13 protein-coding genes are annotated in these 13,294 nt (G+C 67.0%); 3 read left to right on the forward strand and 10 right to left on the reverse strand.

Features of this window, described 5'->3' with window-relative positions; translation table 11 throughout:
* The first annotated feature begins 20 nt into the window (after positions 1-20).
* Positions 21-875 carry a lytic transglycosylase domain-containing protein gene (locus tag ASF53_RS08850; RefSeq protein WP_056197075.1) on the forward strand — a complete coding sequence of 285 codons (855 nt, stop codon included), beginning with the start codon at positions 21-23 and terminating at the stop codon, positions 873-875.
* Positions 876-952: 77 nt separating this feature from the next.
* Here the strand turns inward: ASF53_RS08850 and ASF53_RS08855 are convergent, their stop codons facing one another.
* Complete coding sequence (locus tag ASF53_RS08855) at positions 953-1,312, reverse strand: curlin repeat-containing protein (RefSeq protein WP_056197077.1); 360 nt, start codon at positions 1,310-1,312, stop codon at positions 953-955.
* Between the two features lie 674 nt (positions 1,313-1,986).
* Between ASF53_RS08855 and ASF53_RS08860 the strand changes: the two genes are divergently transcribed.
* Positions 1,987-2,817, forward strand: coding sequence for a hypothetical protein (locus tag ASF53_RS08860; protein ID WP_056197079.1), 831 nt, complete (start codon positions 1,987-1,989; stop codon positions 2,815-2,817).
* Positions 2,818-2,833: 16 nt separating this feature from the next.
* Here the strand turns inward: ASF53_RS08860 and ASF53_RS08865 are convergent, their stop codons facing one another.
* From ASF53_RS08865 to ASF53_RS08905, 9 genes are all read right to left on the reverse strand, one after another.
* Positions 2,834-3,049, reverse strand: a complete 216-nt coding sequence (locus ASF53_RS08865) for a hypothetical protein (protein WP_056197081.1) — start codon at positions 3,047-3,049, stop codon at positions 2,834-2,836.
* Positions 3,050-3,234: 185 nt separating this feature from the next.
* Positions 3,235-4,119, reverse strand: a complete 885-nt coding sequence (locus tag ASF53_RS08870) for an SMP-30/gluconolactonase/LRE family protein (protein ID WP_056197083.1) — start codon at positions 4,117-4,119, stop codon at positions 3,235-3,237.
* Between the two features lie 110 nt (positions 4,120-4,229).
* Positions 4,230-5,132: an NAD(P)/FAD-dependent oxidoreductase gene (locus ASF53_RS08875; protein ID WP_056197085.1), complete on the reverse strand. Its 903-nt coding sequence runs from the start codon at positions 5,130-5,132 to the stop codon at positions 4,230-4,232.
* Positions 5,133-5,203: 71 nt separating this feature from the next.
* Positions 5,204-5,539 (reverse strand): Grx4 family monothiol glutaredoxin, encoded by a 336-nt coding sequence (gene grxD / locus ASF53_RS08880; protein ID WP_056197087.1) that lies wholly within the window; start codon positions 5,537-5,539, stop codon positions 5,204-5,206.
* 73 nt (positions 5,540-5,612) lie between these two features.
* Positions 5,613-5,849, reverse strand: coding sequence for a BolA family protein (locus ASF53_RS08885; protein WP_056197090.1), 237 nt, complete (start codon positions 5,847-5,849; stop codon positions 5,613-5,615).
* Positions 5,850-5,876: 27 nt separating this feature from the next.
* Positions 5,877-8,102, reverse strand: a complete 2,226-nt coding sequence (gene purL / locus ASF53_RS08890; protein ID WP_056197092.1) for a phosphoribosylformylglycinamidine synthase subunit PurL — start codon at positions 8,100-8,102, stop codon at positions 5,877-5,879.
* Between the two features lie 190 nt (positions 8,103-8,292).
* A complete protein-coding gene (locus tag ASF53_RS08895; RefSeq protein WP_056197094.1) occupies positions 8,293-9,477 on the reverse strand; it encodes a hypothetical protein in 1,185 nt (394 codons plus the stop codon).
* A gap of 143 nt (positions 9,478-9,620) precedes the next feature.
* On the reverse strand, positions 9,621-11,822 hold the full coding sequence (gene recD2, locus ASF53_RS08900; protein ID WP_056197095.1) for an SF1B family DNA helicase RecD2: 2,202 nt from the start codon (positions 11,820-11,822) through the stop codon (positions 9,621-9,623).
* A gap of 98 nt (positions 11,823-11,920) precedes the next feature.
* The gene (locus ASF53_RS08905; protein WP_056197097.1) at positions 11,921-12,607 is read right to left on the reverse strand and encodes a hypothetical protein; all 687 of its coding nucleotides are present in this window, start codon (positions 12,605-12,607) and stop codon (positions 11,921-11,923) included.
* A gap of 509 nt (positions 12,608-13,116) precedes the next feature.
* On the opposite strand from ASF53_RS08905, the gene ASF53_RS26585 reads away from it, so the two are divergent.
* Entirely contained in the window at positions 13,117-13,260 is a 144-nt protein-coding gene (locus tag ASF53_RS26585) for a hypothetical protein (protein ID WP_286134249.1), read from the forward strand.
* The last annotated feature ends 34 nt before the right edge of the window (positions 13,261-13,294 follow it).

Here is a 13,294-nt window from a genome sequence, read left to right on the forward strand (position 1 = left end):
TGTCTGACAGACATCACCGGGTGGGGTCGGCCCTCGTCGCGGCCATCCTGATCACGTCGCAGGCGCAGGCCGATGTGCGTGGCCGCCTTCCGGTTCTGGATTTGACGGCTACGGTGCAGGTCGCGGCAGTGATCGAACCTCCGGCCACGGCGTCCCTCGCGATCGTCCAGAGGGTCGCGCCGGAAGTGCAGGTTTCCGCGATCTCCACGCTCATTGCCCAAGCGGCCATCAGCGCCGGCGTCCCGTCCGACTTCCTCCTGCGGCTGCTGAAGCGAGAGAGCGGGTTGAACCCGATGGCCGTGAGCCCGAAGGGCGCGCTCGGCATCGCGCAGTTCATGCCGGCGACGGCGGCCGAGCGCGGCCTCGGCGATCCCTTCGATCCGGCTCAGGCGATTCCGAAGGCCGCCGAGCTTCTGCGCGATCTGCGGTCACGATACGGGAATTGGGCCTTGGCGGCGGCGGCCTACAATGCCGGACCCGGTCGGGTCGATGCTTGGCTGAGTGGCCGCCTGGACCTGCCCAAAGAGACGGTGGACTACGTTGCCAACATCACCGGCGTGAACACGCCGGCTTGGACGGAGGCCTATCGTCCGTCCGGCACCGGCTTGCCGCTCCAGATTGCGTCCTTTGCGGCGCCGCTTTCCCCGTTCGGCCCGACGGCGGATTTTGCCGCGGTCCGGATATCGAATCGCCCGGAGGCATCAGCCGAGGGGAAGAAAGCCACGGGAGCGACGGGCGGCGCGAACGCACCGCTCTCCACCGCGCAGCTCCGCGCCGCGGCCGGCGGTATTCTGCGATCGTCGGGCGGAGCGAGCGGCCCCTGTGCCGCCCTGCTCACCCCCGGCGCGCAATGTTTGAACTACAGCCGTTATTGATTGACCGTCCACGCCCCGCCCTGGGGCGCCCCTCAGGAGGCGCCGCGAGCGATCCGCTCGCGGCGAGGAATCCGGTCTCAGCGGCCCTGTCTCAGAATGATCTGGTTGAACGAGCCGGACTGCGCGATGACCGCGGCATTCGCGTTGCCGGTCTGCGTCACGCGGATGAGGTTGCCCGTACCGGTCTGCGTCGCGTCGATGCTGTTGTACTGCCCATTCTGCACGCCGTAGAAGACGTTGCCCTGCATGCCGCTGCCGGTCGGAGCGTCGAGGCTGGCGGGGACGCGACTCATCGTGTTGCGCAGGGCACCGTTCTCAATGTCCTGCATCGTCGTGTCGGACCGCGCCGTGAAGGGCGACAGCTCCTGTGCTTGCGCGGCGCCGGTGATGGGCATCACGGCAGCGCAAAGCGCGATGGTCGCAACGATTTTACGCATTGAAGACGATCCTTACGTTCGTTCAACGATCCCGTGGCCGCATTAAGAAAGGCTGAATTCGGATCGACGCGTCCCCAATCAGCGGTCGCCACAAGACCGTGCGCAAAATTGATTTGCACCGTTATCATCTCACTCGAAATCCAAGAGCGCAGTTTTTCAGAACTAAAATTCTGAGAATTCGCACTATCCAGGCAGGACAAAGGCAATTCATCACAACGATTGCTTGAACGTCTTGCGGCGGATGCAGAGACATTCGCTGTAGCAGCGGCAAAGCGGCTAATGAGGATTTTCATCCTGCAACGGACGGGCGGATGAACCCGTATTCAACGCTGTCCGAAAAGTCTGTCTACGAGAGATGAGGGCCGCTGCGATCCGCATGGGCCCGACGGCGCTGGACCAGTTCTCAACAGGCGAAAGAAGCCCGCTCGAAGCTTACGCGAATCCGCGACGGTAACCTTTCGGTAAAGAAACATCGTTAACCGAAATCCTGAAGGTCTGTCGGGGTTTGGTTCGAGCGGGTGCTGCCGCCGCGTTTCGTATTCATCGGTGTGCTTCGCACGGAAGCATGCCGAGCGGGTGGCGAAGTCTGAACGAAGCCGGTCGCTGTCCGGCCGGTGCCCCTCGTGGATCACCGTTTCGAGGTCGGCCGACCTCATCATTGGAAAGCCTATTCCATGTCGGATACGATCGAAGCGGGCAAAGGTGCAACCGGCAAGCCGCAGCTCTCGCCGGTCGAGATGCTGAAGCAGGCGGTTGCCGGTGGCGCGAATGTCGGTGCAAGCGCCGTGGCGCCCAAGGCCACGTCGACCCGCAACTCGTTCCGCCTCGGTGCGAACGGCCGGCTGGCCGCGGCGAGCGTGGCTGCCTTGGTCGGCGGCGTGTGCCTCGGCTTGGTGGCAGCCCCTCAAGAGCGATCCGGCGCGGAGCTGGCGCAGGTTCAGGCCGAGCTGTCGGCCGGGCGCTCGGACGCGGCTCGTTTCGCACAGGAGATCGACCGGCTCGCTCGCACGGTGACGGCCCTGCGCGAGGCGAACGAAGCGGCGCGCGGTGAGACCAAGGCGCTCGGCCACAGCCTGACAGACCGGCTCGGCCGCACCGAGCAAGCCCTCGACAAGCGCCTGGCGAACCTGTCCGACACGGTGGTCCGCGTCGAGCGCGATCAGGGTGAGCGCATAACGAGCGCCATCGCCCAGTGGGAGAAGAAGCTGCAACCGGCGGCGGCTGTCGCTCCGGTCAAATCCGAGCCGAAGCTCGAGACGCGTGCGCCGGAGCCGATCCAGACCGGAAGCCTGCCCGACAAACCGAAGACCAACACGGTCGAAGGCTGGGCGCTGCGCGACGTCTATGACGGCGTCGCGGTCCTCGAAGACCGTCGCCGTCAGCTCGTCGAAGTCGGGCGGGGCGATGCGGTGCCCGGACTCGGCCGGGTCGAGGCGATCGAGCGCCGGGGTCGGCAGTGGGTCGTGGTCACGCGCCAGGGCGTCATCACGCCCCAGGCGTGGTAGCTCAGCGAACGGGCTGTCAGGTCACCGGCAGGATGTCGGCGCGCTTGAGTGAAGCGAGTGTGGTGCCCGGCACGGCCGGTGCCAGCTCCGCCAGCATGGACGCTCGCTCGATGCGCATCCGGCCGCGCTCGCGCGCCTCTTCCCGAGCCTTCGGGGTCGGGCGCAGGATCATGGCGAGAATCGTTTCGCTCTCGCCGTGCTCGGTCAGATACTTCGCATCGAAGACTGGCATGACCCGCTCCCACCCTCGGTGAGGGCACGCGGTTTACGAGCGAAAGCTCGACCGTGTGTGGAGAACCAACAAAACGGGGATAAGTTCCGCCAGTTCTTCGATCTTCACCGTGTCTTCATATTTGCGCCGCAGCAGAACTTACTGCGGTGCGAAGTCGCACGCCATGGCGGCAATAGTCGTACAACTCAGGTTTGCGGCAGCGCCAAAAGATTTGCCGGAATGCCTCGAAAGCCCGTTTCGACCTTGTAGAGGTGGCCCGCCATCGGCTCGAGCGTCGGATCGCGACCGCGAAGACAGGTCGTGACATAGAGCGTCGAGAGGTCGTCACCGCCGAAAGCGCATTTGGTGACAAGCGGCGTCGGCATCGGCACGACATATTCGACGCGGCCCTCCGGATCGAAGCGGGTGATGCGGCCCGCCCCGTAATGGCAGATCCAGAGGTGACCTTCGGCATCGAGCGTCAGGCCGTCCGGCTTGCCCCAGCCCTCTTCGAAACGGATCAACGGCTTCCCTTCGTCGATCCGCCCGTCATCGAGAGCGTGGACCCGCACGATGCCGTTCGCCGTATCGATCGTGTAGACGCGCCGTCCGTCGGGGCTGACGACCGGACCGTTGGTGACGGCGGCACGGGGGCCGAACGTCTCGACCTTCGCTCCGTCCCAACGGTGGAAACCGCCGGTCTGCGCTTCCTCCGCGTCGTCCATGCTGCCGAAATAGAGCCAGCCATCCGGCCCGGCATTGCCGCTGTTGAGCCGGTTGCCGGCGGGGCATTCGTCCGGACGCACGAGCGGCGTCCGTGATCCGTCCGAGAGCCTCAGGGCGGCGACACCGGACTTGAACCCCGCGACGACGCGATCCGGATCCGGCGTCAGAACGGCGAAGCCGATCTTCTCGTCGAGCGCGATACGCACCGTCTCGTCCGTCGCGGGCCAGTGCCGCCAGATCGCTGGGTTCTCGATATCGACCCATAGCAACGACCCATCGCGGGCATCCCAGACGACCTCCTCGCCGAGGCTGCAGCCGCAGGCGACCGCAACGCGCGGCGCGTGGGGATGGACGGGTGGGGTCATCGAGGCTCCGGGACGCTGAAGGGTGGGGGCTTCGACACCCCGCCTCGATCAACGCGCCGCGCCCGCGCTCTTTCCTTCATCGGGTGAAGGCCAATTCGAATCCCGCAGCTCTACTGCGTCTCTTCCGCAACGAACTCGGCGTTGATGGCAAACGCGGCCATCGCGCCCTCCGCGGCGGCTACGACGGCGAATTGCACGCGGCGCGACGCATCACCCGCGACGTAGAGACCGGGCACATTGGTCTTCTCGTATTCGCGGGTCGGAACCACGCTGCGGGTCTCGTCGAGTTCGCAGCCGAGCTGGGTGATGAGCGGGGAGGGGCTGCAGGTGAACGGCATCAGGAACAGGGCCGCGCAGGGGGTTTGGCTTCCGTCGCGAAAGCGGAGGCAGGTGGGCCGCGATCCGTCCCCTTCCAGCCGTTCGATCTCTGCCTCGATCACCCGCACGCCGTTGCGGGCGAGCCGGTCACGATCCTTGTCGGACAGATCACCGTCGTGACCGCTCGTGCAGAGGGTGACGTCCTGGCTCCAGCCGGTCAGTTCCAGCGCCAGCCCGCAGCCGCCGTGCCCGCGACCGTAGACGACGAGCGGACGGTCGCGAACCTCGAAGCCGTCGCAATAGGGGCAGGAATGCACCCCCGTGCCCCAATAGGTGTCGAAGCCCTCGATCTCGGGAATGTCCTGCGCGAGGCCGGTCGCGAGGATCAGGCGGCGCGCCCGCTCACGAGTGCCGTCGGCCTGTAGGATGGTGAAGCCATCGGCGTCCCGGGCGGCTTCCGTCACCGCGACGTCGCGGCACTCGACGGTCTCGTAGCGGTCGAGATCGGACCGGCCCTGGGCCCGCAAATCGAAGGGCGGGGTGCCGTCGCGGGTGAACAGGCCCCAGGTGCGGGGCGTTGCGGCGTTGCGCGGCTGGCTCGCATCGCAGAGCAGAACCGTGCGGCGGGCCCGGCCGAGGATCAGGGCGGCGTTCAGCCCGGCCGGGCCGCCGCCCACGATGATGACGTCATGCATGCTGATCTCCCGGCAAACCGCCGGGGATCAAGCCTCGTGATCGCGGTAGAGTTTCCGAAAAAGGGCGCGGCTCAGGCGGCGCTCTTCACCGGCACGCCCTTCTCGGACAGGAACTGCTGCAGCTCGCCCGACTGGAACATCTCACGGGCGATATCGCAGCCGCCGACGAATTCGCCCTTCACATAGATCTGCGGGATCGTCGGCCAGCTCGAAAAGGCCTTGATGCCCTCGCGCACGGCCATATCGTCGAGGACGTTCACGCCCTTGAACGGCACACCGAGGTAATTGAGGATCTGGACGACCTGGCCGGAGAAGCCGCACATCGGGAATTGCGGCGTGCCCTTCATGAACACGACCACGTCCTGCGAATCGATCTCGTTCTTGATGGTGGAGTTGACGTCGGTCATCGCACGGTCCTCGTTGTCGCTTCGTCGCGGTCAGGTGTGAAATCAGAACTGACCGTCACATTTCAAGGTCGGCTCAATCCTGCGGGACACCCGTGGTGAGCGCAAGCGCGTGGAGCACGCCCCCCATCCGTCCCTGAAGCGCGCCGTAGACCATCTGATGCTGGGCGACGCGGGTCTTGCCCTTGAAGGCGGCGGAGATGACGGTCGCCGCGTAGTGGTCGCCATCGCCCGCCAGATCCTTGATCTCGATTCGGGCGTCGGGCAGCGCCTCGCGGATCATCGACTCGATCTCGCGCGCATCCATCGGCATGGGGGCTCTCCGCTCGCTTTCGTCTCGTTACGCCGCAGGTGCGGCCGGCTGGCTCGCCATATAGGCGGGGAACCAGCCTTCATGCGCGGCCTTCAGCTCGGCCACGGATATGGTCTCTTCGCCCGGCAGCACCAAGCTGTCGCCCGTGACGATGCCGACGGTCGAGGCATCGATGCCCTGCGCCGAGGCACTGTAGAGGAGGTCGGTCGCGGCCTCCGCCGGCACGGCGATCAGGTAACGGCCCTGATCCTCGCCGAACAGGTAGGCATGGACCGGCACGCCCTCCGGCGCCGCCGGCAGGGCGGCCCCGAGGCCGCCGGCCATCGCCATCTCGGCCAAGGCCACGGCGAGACCGCCATCGGAGAGGTCGTGCACCGTGTCGGCGATCCCGGAGACGATGAGGCTGCGGACGAAATCGCCGTTGCGGCGCTCGATCGCCAGATCGACCGGCGGCGGCGCACCCTCTTCGCGGCCCGCGATCTCGGACAGGTAGAGCGACTGGCCGAGCCAGCCCTCGGTGCGCCCGATCAGCACCAGCACGTCGCCCTCGCGCTTGAGCGCGACCGTGGCATGGCGCTCGACATCATCAATGACGCCGACGCCGCCGATGGTCGGGGTCGGGAGGATGCCGACGCCGTTGGTCTCGTTGTAGAGCGAGACGTTGCCGGACACGACGGGGAAGTCGAGGGCGAGGCAGGCTTCGCCGATGCCCTTCAGGCAGCCGACGAGCTGGCCCATCACCTCGGGCTTCTCCGGGTTTCCGAAGTTGAGGTTGTCGGTGATCGCGAGCGGGCGCGCGCCGACGGCCGTGATGTTGCGCCACGCTTCGGCGACCGCTTGGCGTCCGCCCTCGACCGGATCGGCCTCGCAGTAGCGCGGCGTCACGTCGGTGGAGATCGCCAGACCCTTCGGCCCGTCTTCGACGCGCACGATGGCCGCGTCGCCGCCGGGCTTCTGCACGGTGTTGCCGAGAATGAAGTGGTCGTACTGCTCGTAGACCCAGCGCTTCGAGGCGAGTTCGGGCGAGCCGACCAGGCGCTTGAGCGCCTCCGCGTTCGGCACGCTCGCCTCGACGCTCGCGGCGGCGATGACGGGTTGATGCGTGTTGGCGATGTGCGGCCGGTCGTAGAGCGGCGCCTCGTCGCCGAGTTCTTTGATCGGCAGATCGGCGACGGTCTCGCCGTTATGCTTGATGACGAAGCGCAGCGTATCGGTGGTATGGCCGATGACCGCGAAATCGAGGCCCCATTTCACGAAGATCGCCTGCGCCTCGGCTTCCATGCCGGGCTTGAGCACCATGAGCATGCGCTCCTGGCTCTCCGAGAGCATCATCTCGTAGGGGGTCATGCCCTCTTCGCGGGTCGGCACCTTTTCGAGATGCAGCTCCACGCCGAGATCGCCCTTGGCGCCCATCTCGACCGCCGAACAGGTGAGGCCGGCGGCTCCCATGTCCTGAATCGCGATGACAGCGCCGGACGCCATCAGTTCGAGACAGGCTTCGAGCAGGAGCTTCTCGGCGAAGGGATCCCCGACCTGCACGGTCGGGCGCTTCGACTCGCTCGACTCGTCGAACTCGGCCGAGGCCATGGTCGCGCCGTGGATGCCGTCGCGGCCGGTCTTCGAGCCGAGATAGACGATCGGGTTTCCGATGCCCGTGGCGGCCGCGTAGAAGATCGCGTCGGTGCGGGCGAGGCCCACCGCCATGGCGTTGACGAGGATGTTGCCGTCATAGCGCCGGTGGAAGCCGACGAGGCCGCCCACCGTCGGCACGCCGAAGGAATTGCCGTAGCCGCCCACGCCCGCCACGACACCGGAGACGAGGTGGCGGGTGCGGGGATGGTCCGGCGAGCCGAAGCGGAGCGCGTTGAGCGCCGCGATCGGCCGCGCGCCCATGGTGAAGACGTCGCGCAGGATGCCGCCGACGCCCGTCGCCGCGCCCTGATAGGGCTCGATGAAGCTCGGGTGGTTGTGGCTCTCCATCTTGAAGACGCAGGCCAGACCGTCGCCGATATCGATCACGCCGGCATTCTCGCCCGGCCCCTGGATCACGTGCGGACCCGAGGTCGGCAGGCCGCGCAGGTGCTTGCGCGAGGACTTGTACGAGCAGTGCTCGTTCCACATCGCCGAGACGATGCCGAGTTCGGTCAGCGTCGGCTCGCGGCCGACGAGGGCGCGGAAGCGCTCGTACTCGTCGGGTGTCAGGCCGTGCTGGCGCACCAGCTCGGGTGTGATCGGAACATCGTTGCGAAACATCCGAAGGCCCTGTCCCAAACCGTTGCCGCAGATCGATCCGATCCCTCAACGGGAACCGGTCGATGGCAAGCCGAATGGGCTCGCTGCGACGAAAATGACTTTGCGCATCGCTCTAGAGCGGATCAGTACCGGCTGCAAAGGGCGCGCACCGCCATGGTCGGATTGCGCACAAGCCGTGTGCCCCTTTTCCCTACGTAATTTCGGCGCCAACCGTCACGGGCCGCTGCGTCCGGCACCGCTCCACCGCCGCATGGACGGGCTCCGGCCCGGCGACGAAGGCGACGTAATCGAAGGCTTGTCGCTCCCGGCTCGACATCAGGAGCTGGAAATGCATGTGGAACAGGTTCCAGCGCCGCCGCGCCACGAGAGCCGGCTCAATCAGATCCTCGATCTCGACGCGCATCACCGCGAAGCGGCCGGGGGGCGGCGCGGGCAGGCCCGACGCGCTGACCGGATCGCGCAAGTGGATCGAGAGCCAGTCCCAGCTTGCCCGGACGTCGAGCCAGCCGATTGCTGTGTCGCGGCCGATCCGGCCGAGGGAGCCCCGCGCCGCCTCGGCCAGCGGGTCGAGGGTAAGCCAGGGGATGACGCTGCCGATGGTCACGAGCGTCACCGGCGTGCCGCGCCGGCCAAATCCGGGATCGGCCTTCACGATGCGGTCGAGGCACTCGAAGGCGAGGAAGCTCGACGAGGAATGGCCGATCACCACGATCTCGGAGGCCCGCCCCTCCGCGGCGCGGATGCGCTCCGCCCAGGGGCCCAGGCGCTCGCGCATCGCCGTTTCGCGCCCCGAGGCGTGATCGTGGGTGAAGGCGGTGTCATCGACAAGATGCGTGACGTAGAGCGGCTTTCCCCGAGTCAGATGGGTGATCAAGGCCAGGATCGCGTAGGCGAACAGCGGGACAAGGGCCATGCCGGCGAGCGGCGGCAACGCGGCGAGCGGGGTCAGCGTCACTGCCGCGACGGCGAGCGCGAGGCTCGCAAGAACGAAGACCAGATAGAACTGGTGGACGCTGACGATCACCCGATAGAAGCGCCGCGCCTCGCGCTGGAACTTGCGCAGGTAACCGGAGCGCCATAGCCGCCACCACAGGCCCGGCAGGCTCGCGAGCCGGCGCAGGTTGGAGCGGGGAAACCGGTCGCGGACGATGTCGTCCCAGCGCAGGAGGCTGTAGCGCACCCGCGTCGCTTCCCCCTCGGCCTCGCTCTCCACGTCCCAATCGAGGCTGATGCCGTCGGCGGACCGGACCGGGTCGCCGACCGTGATCGCCATGCCGCGCCGTTCGGCCGTGATGCGGCTCTCGCGGCGGAACAGACCCCAATAGGTCTCGGGTTCGCGGGGATCGAAGCCCGGCAGGTAGAACACCTGCCGCACCGGATGCGCGTCTTCGGACTCAGGAATGGCGGACCGCCGTTTATCAGGACTGAAGGCGGGGCGTGCGGACGACGCGCCCCTTCGCCCGCTGCCTACACGATGCGGCGGGGCCGGGGCGAGGGCAAAACGCCGACCGCCCGGCCTCAGGCGGCGTCCAGCCACTCCCGCAGCTTGGTCCAGCGCCGCCGCGAGGCGCCTTCGCGGATCGCCATCGCGAGGGCCCGGCGCTGGCCGACCAGCACGACAAGACGGCGCCCGCGGGTGACGCCGGTATAGAGCAGGTTGCGCGCGAGCATCGTTCGGTGCTGCGTCACCACCGGGATCACCACGGCGGGATATTCCGAGCCCTGCGCCTTATGGATCGTCGTGGCGAAGGCCGGTACCAGCGTGTCGAGTTCGTTGAACGGATAGATCACCGCACGACCGTCGAAATCGACCACGAGCGCCTCGTCCTCCGCATCGATGGCGCTGACCGTGCCGAGGTCGCCGTTGAACACGTCGCGATCGTAGTCGTTGCGGGTCTCCATCACCCGGTCGCCGGGGGCAAAGCGCCAGCCGAAGCGCTCGACCTCCGCCGGGGGCGACGGATTCAACACGCGCTGAAGCGCATGGTTGAGGTTGCGGCTGCCCAGCGAGCCACGGATCATCGGCGTCAACACCTGGATATCGCGAGTGGCATCGAGGCCGAAGCGGCGGGGGATGCGGCGGGTGACGAGTTCGATGAGCGTCGCCACGCCTTCGTCCGCGTCCTCGATCTTGACGAGGTAGAAGTCGCTCTCTTCGCCCTTGGCGGGCGCCGCTGGCATCCGTCCGGTGTTGATGCTGTGGGCGTTGACGACGATCCGGCTCTGCGCCGCCTGGCGGAAAATCTCGGTGAGACGCGCCACCGGCACGGTCTGCGAGGCGATCACATCGGCGAGCACCTGTCCGGGCCCGACCGACGGAAGCTGATCGACATCGCCCACGAGGATCAGGCCGGCACGTTCGGGCACGGCCTTGAGCAGGGCATGCATCAGCGGCACGTCCACCATCGAGGTCTCGTCGATGACGAGGAGATCGCAATCGAGCGGGTTGTCCTCGTTGCGCTGAAAGCCGCCATTGCGCGGATCGATCTCCAGCAGGCGGTGGAGAGTGCGGGCCTCCAGCCCGGTCTGCTCGGCCATGCGCTTGGCCGCCCGGCCCGTGGGGGCGGCGAGCATCACCCGCACGCCCTTGGCGGTGAGAATGCGCAGGATCGCATCGAGGGTGCTGGTCTTGCCGACGCCGGGACCGCCGGTGAGCACGCAGAGCTTCGAGCGAAGCACCAGATCGACCGCCTCGGCCTGCGAGGCGGAGAGGGTCTTCCCGGTCTTGGCCTCGACCCAGGGCTTGGCCAGAGCGAAGTCGATCGCCGGCCAGGGGGGTGGGCCGGCGGCGCGCTCGGCCAGACGCATGGCGATGGCGCGCTCGGCGCCGTGCAGGCCTTTCAGGAACAGGCAGGGCTCGCCGCGCAGGGTATCGGCGACGACCTCGCGGCCCTCGCGCAGGACGAGCGCCGCCGCGAGCCGGACGAGATCGGGCGCGACCTCAAGGAGGTCGGCGGCGAGGCGCACCAGCCGCTCGACGGGCAGGCCGCAGTGGCCCTCGTCCATCGCCGTCTGGAGTGCGTAGGCGACACCGGCGGCGAGCCGCTGCGGTGCATCGCGGGCCAGACCGAGGCGCAGGGCGATGGCATCGGCCGTACGGAAACCGATCCCGCGGATGTCGCGGGCGAGCCGATAGGGATCCTCGGCCATTACCTTCAGCGAGTCTGCGCCGTAGGTGCGGAAGATGCGGGTTGCCCGCGCGGTGCCGACGCCGTGGGCGTGCAGGAAGATCATGATCTCCCGCACTGCCTTCTGCTCCGCCCATCCCTTGACGATGCGGGCGGCGCGCTTGCGACCGATGCCCTCGACCTCGGTGAGGCGGGCCGGCTCGGCCTCGATGATCTCGAACACCGCCTCGCCGAAGCGGGCGACGATGCGCTTGGCCATCATTGGGCCGATGCCGCGCATCTGACCCGAAGCGAGGTAACGCTCGATGCCGTCGATCCCCGTGGGCGGCGTCACTTGCAGCGTGTCGGCGCGGAACTGGAGGCCGTGCTCGCGGTCCGTGATCCATCGCCCGGACGCCGTCAGCCACTCGCCCGCGGCGATGGCGGGGGCATGGCCCACCACCGGCACGAGGTCACGCCGGCCGCGGGCATGGACCTTGAGGACGCAGAAGCCCGTCTCGGCGCTGTGAAAGGTGACGCGCTCGACCGAGCCGGCGAGCACGTCGAGCGCGGCGGCGCCGTCGATGGCCGAGGAGCGAAGGGGCGTGTTCATGCGCTCGACCCATCATGGTTTCGAAAGGACGAGTCCTTTCGCGGGTCCAGGGCAGAGCCCTAGAACACCGACGGAGGGCTTGCCCTTCCTAGAACCCGTTACGCAGCCTTACTGCCGCGTCCGCCCTTCTTGGCCGGCGGCCAACCGAGCGCCCTGAGCCGCGCCTTGGCGTAGTCGCGCACCTCCTCGCGGGTGCCGTGCGGCATGGCGTTGAGGATGCCCTGCGTCCGCTCGTCGAGCATCAGGTCGGTCACCGCGTTGATCGATTCCGCTTCGTCGATCAGGCGCTTGAGGTCGGCTTCCTGCTCGGTCACCTCGTCGAAGGCCGGCGGCGCGTCGAAATCTTCGTCCACCGCGCGGATCGCCATCGGCTGGTTCTGGCGGAACTCGTCCGCCTCCTCCTCGGAATAGACGAGGCCGTGCAGCTCGATCAGCTTGAGGATCACCCGGTCCTTCGCCCGCTTCTCGGCCATGGCGTAGACATAGGCCGCCTGCCGGCCGGAAACGCGATAGTTCACGTTGACCAGCGCCTCGCCGATCGACCACTCGACCCGCTCCTCGCCGGCCTTCTCGCCCGGCATGTGGCCGGTGACGAGGATCACCGCTTCGTCGCGCTCGCTGCGCAGCAGGGTCGGTGGATCGAAGCGGATCTTGGTGTGGGCGGCGATGCGCTCCAGGGTCTTGTGATAGATCACCGCCGTGCCCTGCACGCGCCAGACGTTGCCCGCGAAGGGCTCGCCGAAGCGGACGAGGATGTCGGCGATCTGCTTGTCGGCTGTTCTCATGGTGCGTCCCCAGACTGTGGACAGGGCCCGTGAGTGGGAGCACGCCGCCCTCGGCGACGGCCAATGTTCGCTATATGTTCTATATGTGGATAATATGTGGATAACTTTTCCCGATGCAAACCGCTGGGCCTGCGGCGGGAGGTCGCGATGCGCCGGTGCGGGTCGTCCATCGGGGTTCGAGATCGGTGACAGCGCCTTGCGCTGAACCCGATCAAATTTTGGAACGCTGCATCAATCCACGCGGGCTTCACCAATTTACGGGTGAGTATGGACGTGGCTTTATCATCTGATCACGTCTCAATAACGGATTTAAGATGATAAAGTTTATCGCCGGCTCTGCATTAGCCGGATTGATGGCTCTTCCGCCCATCGCAATGGCGAGCGACTACGCATTCAGATTGCACAACCGCGCAGAAGGCTATGCCATTACCGGGTTCTATACCTACCAGAACGGTCGTTGAAGCCGGAATTGGATCGGCGGGTCGATCAATTCCGGTCAGTCGGCGTCCTTGGACTGGAACAGCGATGACGGCGATTGCATCGTGCCGTTCCGCGTGAAGTGGCGCGACTACGGCTCGGAGGATTTCAAGCTCGATTGGTGCAAGGGCGTGTCCAACGTCTACATGAAGGACAAGGGCTTCAGCTACGATTGATCCCCGGCTCGCATGGGGGCACCGCGCCGTATCG

The sequence above is a fragment of the Methylobacterium sp. Leaf123 genome (genome assembly GCF_001423405.1).
In the GTDB taxonomy this organism is placed as follows: domain Bacteria; phylum Pseudomonadota; class Alphaproteobacteria; order Rhizobiales; family Beijerinckiaceae; genus Methylobacterium.